The sequence below is a fragment of the Burkholderia sp. Bp9090 genome (genome assembly GCF_003857985.1).
Classification (GTDB): domain Bacteria; phylum Pseudomonadota; class Gammaproteobacteria; order Burkholderiales; family Burkholderiaceae; genus Burkholderia.
This window is the reverse complement of record NZ_QTPV01000024.1, coordinates 55,555-71,522: the sequence shown is the minus strand read 5'-3', so window position 1 is coordinate 71,522 and position 15,968 is coordinate 55,555. Positions and strand designations below refer to the sequence as shown.

16 protein-coding genes are annotated in these 15,968 nt (G+C 65.9%); 10 read left to right on the top strand and 6 right to left on the bottom strand.

All coding sequences use genetic code 11. The annotated features are described in order from the left end of the window. Positions 1–176 precede the first annotated feature (176 nt). From DIE16_RS21615 to DIE16_RS21605, 3 genes are all read left to right on the top strand, one after another. Positions 177–689 (top strand): hypothetical protein, encoded by a 513-nt coding sequence (locus DIE16_RS21615; RefSeq protein ID WP_124487226.1) that lies wholly within the window; start codon positions 177–179, stop codon positions 687–689. Between the two features lie 386 nt (positions 690–1,075). Next, positions 1,076–1,717 (top strand): carbonic anhydrase, encoded by a 642-nt coding sequence (locus tag DIE16_RS21610; protein ID WP_044844669.1) that lies wholly within the window; start codon positions 1,076–1,078, stop codon positions 1,715–1,717. Between the two features lie 36 nt (positions 1,718–1,753). Then, a complete protein-coding gene (locus tag DIE16_RS21605) occupies positions 1,754–3,304 on the top strand; it encodes a SulP family inorganic anion transporter (RefSeq protein WP_124522484.1) in 1,551 nt (516 codons plus the stop codon). Positions 3,305–3,383: 79 nt separating this feature from the next. Here the strand turns inward: DIE16_RS21605 and DIE16_RS21600 are convergent, their stop codons facing one another. From DIE16_RS21600 to DIE16_RS21570, 6 genes are all read right to left on the bottom strand, one after another. Beyond that, entirely contained in the window at positions 3,384–4,928 is a 1,545-nt protein-coding gene (locus DIE16_RS21600) for a 2-isopropylmalate synthase (protein ID WP_044844671.1), read from the bottom strand. A gap of 324 nt (positions 4,929–5,252) precedes the next feature. Then, a complete protein-coding gene (gene pssA / locus DIE16_RS21590) occupies positions 5,253–6,125 on the bottom strand; it encodes a CDP-diacylglycerol--serine O-phosphatidyltransferase (protein ID WP_044844672.1) in 873 nt (290 codons plus the stop codon). A 15-nt stretch (positions 6,126–6,140) separates the two neighbouring features. Further along, positions 6,141–6,785, bottom strand: coding sequence for a phosphatidylserine decarboxylase (locus DIE16_RS21585; RefSeq protein WP_039370565.1), 645 nt, complete (start codon positions 6,783–6,785; stop codon positions 6,141–6,143). A 127-nt stretch (positions 6,786–6,912) separates the two neighbouring features. Next, positions 6,913–7,929: a ketol-acid reductoisomerase gene (gene ilvC / locus DIE16_RS21580; protein ID WP_044844673.1), complete on the bottom strand. Its 1,017-nt coding sequence runs from the start codon at positions 7,927–7,929 to the stop codon at positions 6,913–6,915. Between the two features lie 104 nt (positions 7,930–8,033). Then, positions 8,034–8,525, bottom strand: a complete 492-nt coding sequence (ilvN, locus tag DIE16_RS21575) for an acetolactate synthase small subunit (RefSeq protein WP_034207977.1) — start codon at positions 8,523–8,525, stop codon at positions 8,034–8,036. A gap of 112 nt (positions 8,526–8,637) precedes the next feature. Then, positions 8,638–10,401 carry an acetolactate synthase 3 catalytic subunit gene (locus DIE16_RS21570; protein ID WP_044844674.1) on the bottom strand — a complete coding sequence of 588 codons (1,764 nt, stop codon included), beginning with the start codon at positions 10,399–10,401 and terminating at the stop codon, positions 8,638–8,640. 352 nt (positions 10,402–10,753) lie between these two features. Between DIE16_RS21570 and DIE16_RS21565 the strand changes: the two genes are divergently transcribed. The 7 genes from DIE16_RS21565 to DIE16_RS21535 all read left to right on the top strand — a co-directional run bounded on the left by DIE16_RS21565 (position 10,754) and on the right by DIE16_RS21535 (position 15,846). After that, positions 10,754–11,317: an RNA polymerase sigma factor gene (locus DIE16_RS21565; RefSeq protein ID WP_040144687.1), complete on the top strand. Its 564-nt coding sequence runs from the start codon at positions 10,754–10,756 to the stop codon at positions 11,315–11,317. Further along, positions 11,314–11,739, top strand: coding sequence for a DUF3619 family protein (locus DIE16_RS21560; protein ID WP_044844675.1), 426 nt, complete (start codon positions 11,314–11,316; stop codon positions 11,737–11,739). Before DIE16_RS21565 ends, DIE16_RS21560 begins: the two co-directional genes overlap by 4 nt. A 30-nt stretch (positions 11,740–11,769) precedes the next feature. Continuing rightward, positions 11,770–12,531, top strand: coding sequence for a DUF3106 domain-containing protein (locus tag DIE16_RS21555; RefSeq protein WP_124893361.1), 762 nt, complete (start codon positions 11,770–11,772; stop codon positions 12,529–12,531). Between the two features lie 6 nt (positions 12,532–12,537). Continuing rightward, the gene (locus tag DIE16_RS21550) at positions 12,538–13,050 is read left to right on the top strand and encodes an RDD family protein (RefSeq protein WP_124893360.1); all 513 of its coding nucleotides are present in this window, start codon (positions 12,538–12,540) and stop codon (positions 13,048–13,050) included. A 259-nt stretch (positions 13,051–13,309) separates the two neighbouring features. Further along, entirely contained in the window at positions 13,310–14,248 is a 939-nt protein-coding gene (locus DIE16_RS21545) for a UDP-2,3-diacylglucosamine diphosphatase (RefSeq protein ID WP_044844678.1), read from the top strand. Positions 14,249–14,278: 30 nt separating this feature from the next. Continuing rightward, on the top strand, positions 14,279–15,313 hold the full coding sequence (locus DIE16_RS21540; RefSeq protein ID WP_124522482.1) for a glycosyltransferase family 1 protein: 1,035 nt from the start codon (positions 14,279–14,281) through the stop codon (positions 15,311–15,313). Next, the gene (locus tag DIE16_RS21535; RefSeq protein WP_044844680.1) at positions 15,310–15,846 is read left to right on the top strand and encodes a diacylglycerol kinase; all 537 of its coding nucleotides are present in this window, start codon (positions 15,310–15,312) and stop codon (positions 15,844–15,846) included. Before DIE16_RS21540 ends, DIE16_RS21535 begins: the two co-directional genes overlap by 4 nt. Positions 15,847–15,968 lie beyond the last annotated feature (122 nt).

Below are 15,968 nucleotides of genomic sequence, written 5' to 3'. Positions count from 1 at the left end.
TCAACCCGTCCGAGAAGCGCGGATCATAGGACGCGGACGGCGCCGGCCGCAAGCCCGGCGCGCAACGATAGCCCGACGACACCCGGCCGGCGATCCGCACCGATTTTTTCGGCACGATGCGCCGGCGCGCGCCGTCCGTGATACAACTGAACGGTTAGAGCGTTCTGGAGGATCCCATGCGCATTCGCATTCCCGCGCGCCTGCCGGTGCTGGTCGCCTGTGCGGCGGCGCTGCTCGCCGGCTGTGCGCAACCGTGGCAGCAATACCAGGCCGGCCAGGACGAGTCGGCGATCGTCGCGCGCATGGGCCCGCCGCGCGAGATCTACGACCTGCCCGGCGGCGGCAAGCGCCTGATGTGGCCGACCCAGCCGATGGGCGAGATCACCATCGCGGCCGACGTCGACGCGGCCCACCGGATCGTCAACGTGCGCCAGGTGCTGCAGCCGAGCGAGTTCTATCGCGCGGATATCGGCAAGTGGACCAAGACCGACGTGCTCGTCAATTTCGGCCGCCCGGTCGAGACGTCCTACTTCCCGCTGATGAAGCGCGAGGTATGGACCTACCGCTATCTCGAAGACAACGTCTGGTACATGATGTACAGCTTCTACTTCGACCCGCAGGGCATCCTGCGCACCACGCAGAAAACACCGGACCCGCTGCACGATCCCGACCGCCGCAATCTGTTCTGATCGGATCGATTGCGCATTTACGCGAAATTTTCACAATGGCCATTCACGAATTGCTGCGTGAATGGCCATTTCATTTTTTCCGTCATATTCGATTAATTTCGAATTGAAGCAGCAATCCTTTCCGATCGAATATGCGCCCAAAGCATCGCGGTGAGCCCCGCGCCACGCGGCCGCCAGGAGGAAACAGGCATGTACGATACATGTCATGCGTTGCATTGGTGCATTCGGTGCACCTCGCCAGATCGAGTTGAAACAATTTGTATCATTGGCACCGGATGTTAGGGCATACCCCTAATATCGGATGAAATTGAACCTTTCAATTTAGAAAGCATCCTATTGCTCCACTTCGTCCGGTATTTGTTTGTCCTTATCAGAAAGGAGTCCTCATGAATCGCCCCAAGAGCATGCTGGTTGCCAACATCGCCTGGGCCCGCGAGACGCACGAGCACACGCCCGGTTTCTTCGACGCACTCGCGCGCGGCCAGAATCCGCGCGTGCTGTGGATCGGCTGCGCCGACAGCCGGGTGCCAGCCGAAACCATCACGCACTGCGTGCCCGGCGAGCTGTTCGTCCATCGCAACATCGCGAACCTGTTCCATCCCGACGACGACAATTCCGCGAGCGTGCTCGAGTACGCCGTGCGCGTGCTCGAAGTCGACCACGTGATCGTGTGCGGCCACTACGGATGCGGCGGGGTGCGCGCGTCGCTGCTGCCGCCGCCGGCCGACCTGCCGCACGTCGCGCGCCGCATCGCGCCGCTGTGCGCGCTTGCACGGCGCCATCGCGACACGCTCGACGGACTCGACGACACGGCCGCCGCCGACCGCCTGGCGGAACTCAACGTGCTCGAACAGGTGCGGCTGCTGCGCGCTTCGCCGATCGTGCATGGCCGGCAGCGGCCGCCGCTCGTGCACGGCTGGATCTTTTCGCTCGCCGACGGCCGCCTGAAGGAACTCGATTCCGGCTACACGACAGCGCCGGCCGAAGCCGAACCGGAGCATGCCGCCATGGCCGTCGCTCTCGGCTGATCCGCCCCTCCCTACGCCAATGAAATCACCCCAACCATGAAACTGAACGACCGCCTGTCCACCCTGCCGCGCGACATCGTCGCCGGCATCGTCGTGTTCCTCGTCGCGCTGCCGTTATGTCTCGGCATCGCCAATGCGTCCGGCGTCGAGCCGTTCGCCGGGCTCGTGTCCGGCATCGTCGGCGGGATCATCGTCGCGCTGTTGAGCGGCTCGTCACTGTCGGTCAGCGGGCCGGCCGCCGGCCTCGTCGTGATCGTCGTCGAAGGGATCGCGCAACTCGGCAGCTTTTCCGCGTTCCTGCTCGCTGTGCTGCTGTCCGGCGTGCTGCAGTTCGGCTTCGGCATGCTGCGCGCCGGCCGCTTCGCCGCGTACGTACCGTCGCCCGTCATCAAGGGCATGCTCGCGGCGATCGGCCTGCTGCTGGTCGTGAAGCAGATTCCGTTCGCATTCGGCATCGGCGGGCCGGCCGCGCAATCGTTTGCATCATGGCCCGGCCTGCCGACCGCCTGGGCCGCAACGGCCATCGCGCTCATCTCGCTCGCGCTGCTGGTCGCGTGGGACACGCCCGCGCTCAAGCGCTTCGGCTGGGTACGCGCGGTGCCTGCGCCGCTCGCGGTCGTCGTGTTCGGCATCGGCGCGACGCTGGTGCTCGGCGTCGTTGCACCGTCGGTCGCGCCGGGCGCCGCGCATCGCGTCACGCTGCCGGAGCTCGAATCGTTCGCGGCGCTCGCGGCATCGCTGAAGCATGCCGAGCTCGGCCCGAACTTCGCGCAACTCGTCAATCCGGACGTGTGGCGCGTCGCGATCACGCTCGCGGTCGTCGCGAGCCTCGAGACGCTGCTGAGCCTGGAGGCGGTAGAACAGATCGATCCGAAGCGCCGGCCGACCCAGCCGGACCGCGAACTCAAGGCCCAGGGCGTCGGCAATCTCGTCGCGGGCGCGGTCGGCGGGCTGCCGATCACGTCGGTGATCGTGCGCAGTTCGGTCAACGTGAACGCGGGTGCCCAAAGCCGGATGTCGGCGATCGTGCACGGGATCCTGCTGCTCGCCAGCGTGTTCGCGCTCACCGGGCTGATCAACCTGATCCCGCTCGCGAGCCTCGCGGCGATACTGATCCACACCGGCTTCAAGCTCGCCAAACCGGCGCTGTTCCGCTCGGTGCTGAAGCAGGGCCCGGCCGCGTTCGTGCCGTTCGCCGCGACGATCGCGGGCGTGCTGGCGGTCGACCTGCTGTTCGGCATCGCGCTCGGCCTCGCCTGCAGCGTGCTGGCGGTCGCGGTGGCGAACCTGAAGAGCCCCGTCACGCTCGCGCAGCACGACGACCACTTCCTGCTGTCGTTCCGCAAGGACGTGTCGTTCCTCGGCAAGGTGCAGGTCAAGCATCACCTGCGGCACATTCCGGACCGCGCGGCCGTGATCATCGACGCGACGCGCGCCGACTACATCGACCACGACGTGCTCGAACTGCTCGACGCGTTCATCGCCGATGCGCCGCGGCGCGGGATCGCGGTCGAATTCCGCCGCCGCAGCCCGGCGCCCCGCCCGGCCGCGCGCCGCTGGTCGTTCCGCGCGCCGGCCGCCGAATGAGCGGCGCATGAAAAACGCCCCGCGCGGCGCGAGGCCGCTCGGGGCGTTTCGTGTGCTTCGGGCGCTCGACGCGCAGCGCTTACGCGCGCTGCGGGTTGACCTTGTCGTCCTTCGAATGCAGCTTGTTCAGCGCCGAGATGTACGCCTTCGCGGACGCGGCGACGATGTCCGGATCGGTGCCGACACCGTTGACGATCCGCCCGCTCTTCGACAGCCGGACCGTCACTTCGCCCTGCGCCTGCGTGCCGGTCGTGATCGCGTTCACCGAGTACAGCAGCAGTTCGGAACCGCTGCCGACTTCACCCTCGATCGCATTGAACGTCGCGTCGACCGGCCCGTTGCCGCGTGCCTCGCCGGTCACTTCCTTGCCTTCGACCGCGAACACGATCTTCGCCTGCGGCTGCTCGCCCGTCTCCGAACGCTGCGACAGCGACACGAACTTGAAGTGCTCCTGCTCGTGCGCGAGCGCCGATTCTTCCGAGACGATCGCGATGATGTCTTCGTCGAAGATCTCGGCCTTGCGGTCGGCGAGGTCCTTGAAGCGCATGAACGCGGCGTTCAGTTCGGCTTCGCTGTCGAGCGACACGCCGAGCTCCTGCAGGCGCTGCTTGAACGCGTTGCGGCCCGACAGCTTGCCGAGCACGATCTTGTTCGCGGTCCAGCCCACGTCTTCCGCGCGCATGATTTCGTACGTGTCGCGCGCCTTCAGCACGCCGTCCTGGTGGATGCCCGACGCGTGCGCGAACGCGTTGGCGCCGACCACCGCCTTGTTCGGCTGCACGACGAAACCGGTGATCTGCGACACGAGCTTCGAGGTCGGCACGATCTGCGTCGTGTCGATGCCGACGTCGAGGCCGAAGTAGTCCTTGCGGGTCTTCACGGCCATCACGATTTCCTCGAGCGACGTGTTGCCCGCGCGCTCGCCGAGACCGTTGATCGTGCACTCGACCTGGCGCGCGCCGCCGATCTTCACGCCGGCGAGCGAGTTGGCCACCGCCATCCCGAGATCGTTGTGGCAATGCACGGAGAAGATCGCCTTGTCCGAGTTCGGAATGCGTTCGCGCAGCGTCTTCACGAGGTTGCCGTAGAGCTCCGGCACGCCGTAGCCGACCGTGTCGGCGATGTTGATCGTCGTCGCCCCCTCGGCGATCACCGCTTCCAGCACGCGGCACAGGAAGTCGAGATCCGAACGGCTGCCGTCTTCCGGCGAGAATTCGACGTTGTCGGTGAACTTGCGCGCGAAGCGCACCGCGAGGCGCGCCTGCTCGAACACCTGGTCCGGCGTCATGCGCAGCTTCTTTTCCATGTGCAGCGGCGACGTCGCGATGAACGTGTGGATCCGCGAGCTGTTGGCCGGCTTCAGCGCGTCGGCCGCACGCTGGATGTCCTTGTCGTTGGCGCGCGCCAGCGAGCAGATCGTGCTGTCCTTCACGAGACCGGCGATCGTGTGGATCGCGTCGAAGTCGCCGTTCGAGCTGGCCGCGAAACCGGCCTCGATCACGTCGACCTTCATCCGCTCGAGATGCTTCGCGATGCGGATTTTCTCTTCCTTCGTCATCGACGCGCCGGGCGATTGTTCACCGTCACGCAACGTCGTATCGAAAATGATCAGCTTGTCTGTCATGGGGGGCTCCAGGGCTCTTTATACGGGAATCGAACGTAATGAGATCGCGCCACCGCTGGCGACGCTCAACAACAGACGAGGCTTGACGGAGGGCGAGAACGGTCAGCGCGGCAGGCGCGCCAAAGCTAGCGCGCGTAGCGGCGCACCGGCTAGAAGGAGGGAGAGGCGGGGAAATGCAGTCATGCCGAAGACTATAGCGACATTCCGCCGGGTGCGCAATCGGACGGCACCCGGGATACCGGGCTCCGACGCACGAAAAAGGGGCAAATGAAAACGGCGGCCCGGAATCATCTCGGAGGCCGCCGTTTCCGGACAGGTTGCGCGTCAGTGGTCGCGTTGCGACGAGCGCGCGGGATTCGCCCGTCCGCGCACGGCCATGTAGGCCCAGAACACGTAGCCGGACAGCCCGTACAGCACGAACAGGCAGAACAGCATCAGCGGCGGATCGGACGACACGAGCACGAACGCGACGACGACCAGCAGGATCGCCGCGAACGGCACGCGGTGCCGCACGTCGAGCGCCTTGCCGCTGTAGAACGGCGCGTTCGACACCATCGTCACGCCCGCATAGATCGTCAGTGCGAACGCGACCCACGGCAGCCAGCCGAGCTTCATCGGCACGCGGTTGTCGGTCGCGAGCCAGACGAAGCCGGCGATCAGCGCGGCGGCGGCCGGGCTCGGCAGCCCCTGGAAGAAGCGCTTGTCGACGCTGCCGATGTTCGTGTTGAAACGCGCGAGACGCAGCGCGGCGCCCGAGCAATAGACGAACGCGGCGAGCCAGCCCCAGCGACCGAGATCCTTCAGCACCCACTCGTACATCACGAGCGCGGGCGCGACGCCGAACGACACCATGTCCGACAGGCTGTCGAACTGTTCGCCGAACGCGCTTTGCGTATGCGTCATGCGCGCGACGCGCCCGTCCATCCCGTCGAGCACCATCGCGACGAAGATCGCGATCGCGGCGATCTCGAAGCGCACGTTCATCGCCTGCACGACCGCGAAGAAGCCGCAGAACAGCGCGGCGGTCGTGAATGCGTTCGGCAGCAGGTAGATGCCGCGCGTCTTCAGGAACCGCTGGCGCGCGGCGCGGCGGCTCTCGAGCGGCGCGGGATCGGGCGCCATTCCCTTGTTGCGGCGGAACGGACGTGGCGTCTGGCCGGAGCCGTTACGCGGCCGACGCGGTTTGAATGCGGCCATCGTGCGCCCCGCCGCTTACTGTTCGAGCTCGGCGAGGATCGTCGACGACGCGTAGACCTTCTCGCCGATCGACACCTTCGCGCGGCTGCCGAGCGGCAGATACACGTCGACGCGCGAACCGAAGCGGATGAAACCATAGCGCTGGCCGCGCGACAGCGGCTCGCCGGCGCGCACGTAGCAGAGGATCCGGCGGGCGACGAGGCCGGCGATCTGCACGGCGGTGACGGTCTTGCCGCTCGCCGTCTGGATCACGACCGCATTGCGCTCGTTCTCGGTCGACGCCTTGTCGATCGCCGCGTTCAGGAACGCGCCCGGGAAGTACTCGACCTTGGAGATCGCGCCGTCGACCGGCGAACGCTGCGAGTGAACGTTGAAGACATTCATGAACACGCTGATCTTCAGCGCTTCGCGGTTCGCGTACGGATCCTGCGTGGTCTCGACCGCGACGATGCGGCCGTCGGCCGGGCACAGCACCGCATTCGGCTGCGCCGGGATCGGGCGCTGCGGATCGCGGAAGAACTGGACGACGAAGACGAGCAGCAGCCAGAACGGCCACGCGAAGCCGAAGCCCCCGACGGCGTGGATCAACAACGCGATGACGGCTGCAATCGCGATGAACGGCCAGCCTTCGCGCGCGATGATCGGATGAGGATAGTTCATGGGTTCGTTCGGTGTTCGGTGAATTGCAAAGCCCGTAGGATAGCAAAAGCCGCCCGGGGCACTGCTGCCTTCGGACGGCTTTTTGAAACCGACCCTCCACTCGAAGGGCCGGAGCAGCACGCGGTGCTTAGTTCTTCGTCTGGTCGACGAGCTTGTTCTTCGCGATCCACGGCATCATCGCGCGCAGCTTCGCACCGACCTGCTCGATCTGGTGCTCGGCCGTCAGGCGGCGGCGCGACTGCAGCGTCGGGGCGCCTGCCTTGTTCTCGAGGATGAAGCTCTTGGCGTACTCGCCCGTCTGGATGTCGGTCAGGCACTGCTTCATCGCCTTCTTCGTCTCTTCCGTGACGACGCGCGGGCCCGTCACGTACTCGCCGTACTCGGCGTTGTTCGAGATCGAGTAGTTCATGTTCGCGATGCCGCCTTCGTAGATCAGGTCGACGATCAGCTTCAGTTCGTGCAGGCACTCGAAGTACGCCATTTCCGGCGCGTAGCCGGCTTCGACCAGCGTCTCGAAACCTGCCTTGATCAGCTCGACGGTACCGCCGCACAGCACGGCCTGCTCGCCGAACAGGTCGGTTTCGGTCTCTTCACGGAAGTTCGTCTCGATGATGCCGGCACGGCCGCCGCCGTTCGCTGCCGCGTACGACAGCGCGATGTCGCGTGCCGCGCCCGACTTGTTCTGCGCAACCGCGATCAGGTGCGGCACGCCGCCACCTTGCGAGTACGTGCCGCGCACGGTGTGGCCCGGGGCCTTCGGCGCGATCATGATCACGTCGAGGTCGGCGCGCGGGATCACCTGGCCGTAGTGGACGTTGAAGCCGTGCGCGAATGCCAGTGCGGCGCCCTGCTTGATGTTCGCGTGCACTTCCTTCGCGTACACGTCGGCGATCTGCTCGTCCGGCAGCAGCATCATGACGACGTCCGCGCCCTTCACCGCTTCCGCGACTTCCTTGACCGCGAGGCCTGCGTTTTCAGCCTTGCTCCACGACGCGCCGTCCTTGCGAAGGCCGACCGTCACGTTCACGCCGCTGTCCTTCAGGTTCAGTGCGTGTGCATGGCCTTGCGAGCCGTAGCCGATGATCGTGACTTGCTTGCCCTTGATGAGGGAGAGGTCAGCGTCTTTGTCGTAGAAAACGTTCATGATGGTTCCTTCGCTAATTCAAAAATTCAACAATTCGTTCAGATGGAGTACTGCGGGCCGGGACATGACGGCGCACCCGGCGTGCCTCTTTGGCAATTTCGGCATCACACCTTCAGGATGCGCTCGCCGCGTCCGATGCCGGAGCTGCCGGTACGCACGGTCTCTAGGATCGCGGTGGCGTCCAGCCCCTGGATGAATGCGTCGAGCTTGTCGCTCGCGCCCGTCAATTCGATCGTGTAGGTCTTTTCGGTCACGTCGATGATGCGGCCGCGGAAAATGTCCGACATCCGCTTCATTTCTTCGCGCTCCTTGCCCACTGCACGTACCTTGATCAGCATCAGCTCGCGTTCGATGTGTGCACCGTCGGTCAGGTCCACCACTTTCACCACCTCGATCAGGCGGTTCAGATGCTTCGTGATCTGTTCGATCACGTCGTCGGAGCCAATGGAAACGATGGTGAGCCGCGACAGCGATTGGTCTTCGGTCGGCGCCACCGTCAAGGTTTCGATGTTGTAGCCGCGTGCGGAAAACAGACCGACCACGCGCGACAGCGCGCCCGGTTCGTTTTCCAGCAGGACGGAAATGATGTGTCTCATGTTCGCTTCTTCCAGAATGTGTCCGTGTCGATTCACTCGCGCCGCGCGCCGCCCGGTGCCGCACCGCCCTTCGTGAAGGCGGCCGCTCCCGGCCTGGACGCGCGTCGCGCCGTTACAGATCTTCCGATCCGAGCAGCATCTCGGTGATGCCCTTGCCGGCCTGTACCATCGGCCAGACGTTTTCGGTCGGATCGGTCTGGAAGTCGAGAAACACGGTGCGGTCCTTCAGGCGCAGCGCTTCCTTCAGCGCCGGCTCCACATCCGAGGTCTTTTCGATCCGCATGCCGACATGGCCGTACGCTTCGGCGAGCTTCACGAAATCGGGCAGCGCATCCATGTACGAATGCGAATAGCGCTTGCTGTATTCGATCTGCTGCCACTGGCGGACCATGCCCAGATAGCGGTTGTTCAGCGAAATGATCTTCACGGGCGTGTCGTACTGCAGGCAGGTCGACAGTTCCTGGATGCACATCTGGATCGAGCCTTCGCCCGTGATGCACAGCACGTCGTCGTCCGGGTGCGCCATCTTGACGCCCATCGCTGCCGGCAGGCCGAAGCCCATCGTGCCGAGGCCGCCGGAGTTGATCCAGCGACGCGGCTTGTTGAAACGGTAGAACTGCGCGGCCCACATCTGGTGCTGGCCGACGTCCGAGCACACGAACGCGTTGCCGTCCGTCAGCTCCCACGCCTTCTCGACCACGTACTGCGGCTTGATGATCTCGCTGTCGCGGTCGAACTTCAGGCAGTCTTTCGCGCGCCAGCTTTCGATGTCCTTCCACCATTGCGCGAGCGCGTCGGTGTCGGGACCGTGCTCGGCCGTCTGCAACTGCTCGATCAGTTCCTTCAGCACTTCCTTCACGTCGCCGACGATCGGGATGTCGACCTTCACGCGCTTCGAGATCGACGACGGGTCGATGTCGATGTGGATGATCTTGCGCGGACGCGACGCAAAGTGCGCCGGGTCGCCGATCACGCGGTCGTCGAAGCGCGCGCCGATCGCGATCAGCACGTCACAGTGCTGCATCGCCATGTTCGCTTCGTAGGTGCCGTGCATGCCGAGCATGCCGAGGAATTTCTTGTCCGACGCGCGATAGCCGCCGAGGCCCATCAGCGTGTTCGTGACCGGGTAGCCGAGCAGGTCGGCGAACTGGTTCAGTTCGCGTGCCGCATCGGCGAGGATGATGCCGCCGCCCGTGTAGATATAGGGACGCTTCGCCGACAGCAGCAGCGACACGGCCTTGCGGATCTGGCCCGAATGGCCCTTCGTGACGGGGTTGTACGAGCGCAGCGACACGCTCTTGACCGGCTCGTACTGGCACGGCGTCTTCGAGATGTCCTTCGGGATGTCGATCAGCACCGGGCCCGGACGCCCGGTGCGGGCGATGTAGAACGCCTTCTTGACGGTTTCCGCGAGGTCGCGCACGTCCTTCACGAGGAAGTTGTGCTTCACGCACGGACGCGTGATGCCGACCGTATCGCATTCCTGGAACGCGTCCTGGCCGATCGCGGCAGTCGGCACCTGGCCGCTGATCACGACCATCGGGATCGAATCCATGTAGGCCGTCGCGATGCCGGTCACCGCATTGGTGACACCGGGGCCGGACGTCACGAGACAGACGCCGACATTGCCGGTGGAACGCGCATACGCATCGGCTGCGTGCACGGCCGCCTGTTCGTGGCGCACCAGCACGTGCTGAATCTTGTCCTGCTTGTAAAGCTCGTCGTAGATGTAGAGTACCGAGCCGCCGGGGTAGCCCCAGATGAATTCGACGTTCTCGTCGGCCAGTGCCTTCATGAGCACGGTGGCGCCGATGGAGTCGCTATCGGGAGGGGAAAGGGGTTCCGACGTGGAGAATTCCGCGCTGGGCATGTTCATTTTGACCTTTCGAATTTTCGGCAAAAAATTGATCGGGTGCTCTCTGCCGGGCTTGTGGCTCGGGTTCAAGCGGCGCGTCCAGTTTGAAGGGCGGGCTTCTTGGGCCAGCCTCAAATGAGACCATCACTTCATGTTGCGAATCGCTGACGATAGCGGGTCATGATTGGGTCGTCAAGCAAAATATCCCGCAGCGCATCATGCGCCCCGCCCGGCGGGCCGCGGACGCGGCTCGCATGCAACGGGGCGAGCCGCAACCGGTGCCAAGTCGCGCGAAAATTTGTTAGCATCCGCGGGTTTTACGAAATTTTTCGACCTTTCACACGCCGCAGTCCGCAGCGCATACCTTTACGGAATGGCATCAGACAAGGAACTCGCCGACTTTCTGGCGGGCGTCGAAAGGCGCGCGTTCAAGCAGGCTGCGTACGCCGTGCGTGACGACGATGCGTCGCTCGACATCGTGCAGGACGCGATGATCAAGCTGGCGGAGAAATACGGCGACCGGCCGGCGGCCGAACTGCCGCTGCTGTTCCAGCGGATCCTGCAGAACGCGATCCACGACTGGTTCCGCCGGCAGAAGGTCCGCAATACCTGGGTCACGCTGTTCTCGTCGCTCAACAATACGGACGACGAGGACTTCGATCCACTGGAAACGCTCGAGTCAGCGGACGACAATGCAGGTGTCGAGAGCACCGAGCACCGCCTCGAGCGGGAGCAGGTTCTGGCCCTGATCGACGAAGAAATCCAGAAACTTCCGACGCGTCAACGGGAAGCGTTCCTGATGCGTTATTGGGAAGATATGGATGTCGCCGAGACTGCCGCCGCAATGGGGTGCTCCGAAGGCAGCGTCAAGACGCACTGCTCGCGAGCCACCCATGCCCTGGCGCAAGCGCTCAAGGCCAAAGGAATCACGCTATGAGCTCCGCTCCCGTAAATCGAGAACACGAATTCGCGCTGAAGGTCCGCCGCGCACTGGACGAACGTGCCGCGGCGCTGCCTGCCGCGACCACCGATCGTCTGGCCGTCGCGCGCCGGGCCGCGCTCGCGCGCAAGAAGCCGGAAGCCGCCACCGCGCCGGTGTTCGTGCCCGCCTTCGCCGGTGCCGCCGCCGCATACGGCACGCCGCCCGCGAGCCGTCCGCAGACGTCGTTCGCGCGCCGCCTGCTGCGCGCGTGGCCGCTCGCGCTGCTGCTCGCGGGGCTCGTCGGCATCGCGTACTGGGAAGACATGCAGCGCACCGCCGAACTCGCCGACATCGACGCGGCGATGCTCAGCGACGACCTGCCGCTCAACGCGTATCTCGATCACGGGTTCAACGCGTATCTTTCGCACACACGCTAACAAACAGACAATAACGAGGGGATCGCACGGGTGAGTCAGAAACGCGGCCTGGCCGTATTTTTCGGATGCGTGATCGCGATCGCCATTTCCTACGTCGCCACCTATTCCCGATTCAACCCGCCCCCCGCGACGGTCTCCGCCGCGGCCAGCAGCGCGCCCGCGCCGACCTCGGCCGCGGCCGGCCTGACCACCGAACTCGCCCCGCTGCCCCTGCCGCTGCCGGCCGCCAACGGCCCGCTCTCGTGGGCGCGCCTGACGCCCGCGCAACGCGCGGCACTCGCGCCGTTCGCCGATCAGTGGGATGGCTTCAGCGATGCGCGCAAGCGCAAATGGCTGAAGATCGCGTCCCGTTTCGCGAAATTGACGCCCGATGAGCAGAAGCACCTGCAGGACAGGATGTCCGAGTGGGCGCGGATGACGCCCGAGCAGCGCCGCGTCGCGCGCGAGAATTACCAGAGCGCGAAGGAGCTTTCCGCGCAGGCGCGCGAGCGCGCATGGAAGGCCTACCAGCAACTGCCCGAAGAACAGAAGCAGCGCCTCGCCGCGACCGAGCGCCGGCGCCGGCCGAGCGTCGTCAGCGCGCCGCCGACCGTCGCCGACCGCGACGTGCGCCGCCTCGTCAATTCGCACGAACATCCGGCGAGCAACCCTGTTGCGGCACCGGCGCCCGCATCGATCGGCGCCGGCGCGCCGCCGGTGACCGCATCGGCCACGTCCGGCACCGCCCCCGCACCCGCGACCGTCACGCCCGTGTCGCCGGCCGACGCGCCGTCGATGTTCAAGGGTTCCTGACCCGCCGTGGCAAGCGCCCCCGCACCCGAGGCCCCGGCCGTCGCCGCCGCGCCGTCCGTGCGGCGGCGCCTCGCGGCGATGCTGTACGAAGCCGTGCTGCTGTTCGGCGTCGTATTCTTCGCCGCCCTCGCCTTCAGCCTCGCGACGCAGCAGCGCAACGGCCTCGTCCATCACAACCTGCTCGCCGCGTGGATCGCACTCGTCGTCGGCGCGTACTTCGTCTGGTTCTGGACCCATGGCGGCCAGACGCTGCCGATGAAGACCTGGCGGCTGCGGCTCGAATCGTCGAGCGGCCGGCCGCTGAACGCCGGCCACGCGGTCGTCCGCTACGCGCTCGGCTGGCTGTGGTTCCTGCCGCCGCTCGCACTGCATCCGCTCCTCGGCCTGTCGGTGCCCGTCACGCTCGCGCTCGCCGCCGCATGGATCGTCGTCTGGGCCGGCGCCGCCCGCCTGCATAGCGATCGCCAGTTTCCGCACGACCGCATCGCCCGCACGCGCGTCGTCGCGATTCCGCGCTGACCGCGCGGTTCGCGTGATCGCGGGACGGCTCCGCGCATCCGCGCATTCATCAGACAAAACCACTCGAAACCGCCCACACGCCCGCCCCGCGAGGCATGCACGGTAACCGCAGGCCAGTCGGTTCGGCAGATTACGCAACACCGCCACATTCACTGCTAAACACGCCGCGACGACAGTAATAAGAACGTCTCGTGACTGTCACGGCATGGTCACGCCCGCATGGCGCAATGCCGGTAATGTCAACCGGCGCGAGTCATGCATGGGCCAGAAAACGTCCGCGACCTCCCTGTTCCGTCAACCGCTCGGCGCCCGCGCCGTCACCGCCTTCCTGTCCGGCTCGGCCGCGACCGATGCCCTTTCGCCGCACGAACCGGCGGCCGCACACGTCACGCAGCGCGACGACCCCGAGCCGTCCACGCATCGCTACCGCACGATCTGGCTGTCCGACATCCATCTCGGCTCGAGCGGCTGCCAGGCGCCGTACCTGCTCGATTTCCTGCGCCACAACGATTCGGAATACCTGTACCTCGTCGGCGACATCATCGACGGCTGGCAGCTGAAGAAGGGCTGGTACTGGCCGCAGGCGCACAACGACGTCGTGCAGAAGGTACTGCGCAAGGCGCGCAAGGGCACGCAGGTCGTCTACATCCCGGGCAACCACGACGAAGGCGCGCGGCAGTTCTGCGACCTCGCATTCGGCGACATCCAGGTGCGCGGCGAGGCGTTCCACACGACGCTCGCCGGCAAACGTTTGTGGATCGTGCACGGCGACCTGTTCGACGGCGTGATCCAGCACGCGAAATGGCTCGCGTATCTCGGCGACACGCTCTACACGCTGATCCTCGTGCTGAACCGCTGGTTCAACCGGATCCGCAGCCGGCTGGGGTTCCAGTACTGGTCGCTGTCGCAGTACCTGAAGCACCAGGTGAAGAACGCGGTGAACTTCATCTCGCAGTTCGAGACCGTGATGACCGACGAGGCGCGCCGCCGCGGCTGCGACGGCGTCGTGTGCGGGCATATCCACAAGGCGGAGATCCGCGACATCGACGGCGTGCTGTACTGCAACGACGGCGACTGGGTCGAGAGCCTGTCCGCGCTCGTCGAGACGATGGAAGGCGAACTGAAGGTCGTCTACTGGACGGCGATGCGCACCGCGCCGTCCGCTGCCCCGTCGCGCAAGGCCAAGGCCACTGCCTGACACAACTCCACTTACAGGACACATGCCGCGATGAAGATCATGATCGTCACCGACGCGTGGGAACCGCAGGTCAACGGCGTCGTGCGCACGCTGAAGAGCACCACCCGCGAACTCACCGCGCTCGGCCACCGGGTCGAAATGCTGACGCCGCTGGAATTCCGCACGGTGCCCTGCCCGACCTACCCCGAGATCCGCCTGTCGATCCTGCCGTACCGCAAGCTGCGCGCGCGGATCGATGCGTTCGCACCCGACGCGCTGCACATCGCGACCGAAGGCCCGCTCGGCCTCGCCGCGCGACGCTATGCACGCGCGCGCAAGCTGCCGTACACGACCGCGTATCACACGCGCTTTCCGGAATACGTGCAGGCGCGCTTCGGGATTCCGCTGTCGGCGACCTACAAGTTCCTGCACTGGTTCCACGGGCCGTCGCTCGCGGTGATGGCGCCGACCCCGGTCGTGAAGCAGGACCTCGAGAAGTTCGGCTTCACGAACGTCGTGCTGTGGACGCGCGGCGTCGATCTCGACATCTTCCGGCCGATGGAGTCGAAGGTACTCAACACCGCCCGGCCGATCTTCCTGTACGTGGGCCGCGTCGCGATCGAGAAGAACGTCGAGGCGTTCCTGCGCCTCGACCTGCCCGGCTCGAAGTGGGTCGCGGGCGAAGGTCCGGCGCTCGCCGAGCTGAAGTCGCGCTACCCGGAAGCGAACTATCTTGGCGTACTGTCGCAAGCCGAGCTCGCCAAGGTGTATGCTGCGGCCGACGTGTTCGTGTTCCCGAGTCGCACCGACACGTTCGGCCTCGTGCTGCTGGAGGCGCTCGCGTGCGGCACGCCGGTCGCCGCCTACCCCGTCACGGGCCCGATCGACGTGCTGGGCGGGGGCGATGCCGGCGCGATGCACGAAGACCTGCAGGAAGCCTGCCTGGAGGCGCTGAAGATCGAACGCGAGACGGCCCGCGCGTGGGCCGAACGCTTCTCGTGGCGCGCGGCGTCCGAGCAGTTCGCGTCGCATCTGAAGCCGCTGCCGAAGACTGCGTACTCGCCCGCCGAAGGTGCCGCCGTTTGAAACGAGACCTGAACGACAAGACCCCGTCCCCTGCCATCACGGCGCCACTGCATCGTCCGTTCGACGAAGAAGAGCCGCACGCCGACGCGGACGTGCACCCGCACGAACCGCTCGGCCCCGACGATCGCCTGGCGCCGCTGCCGCCGAACCCGTACAAGCGCCACCGCGGCATCACGCGCGCGTGGTACGCGCTCAAGCATTCGCTGAACGGGTTTCGCGTCGCGATCCGCGAGGAGAGCGCGTTTCGCCAGGAGCTCACGCTCGCCGCGCTGATGCTGCCGATCGGTGCGTTCTCACCGGTCCCCGCCGCATCGCGCGCGCTGCTGATCGCGTCGGTGCTGCTCGTGCTGATCGTCGAGCTGCTGAACTCGAGCGTCGAGGCCGCGATCGACCGCATCTCGCTCGAGCGCCACGAATTGTCGAAGCGCGCGAAGGATCTCGGCAGCGCGGCGGTCACGGTCGCGCTGTTCGCGTGCGTGACGACGTGGGGCTTCGTGCTCGGGCCGGTGATCGCCCGCTGGCTCGGCTTCTAGCCCCCCCCCCCGCGACGCCGCCCGCGTGCGGCGGCGCACCATGCGCGGAACGCATCGCGATCACGAAATGCGCCCGATGCAAGGAAACCGCGGTTTATAATCGTCCGCCAGACTTAGAACAG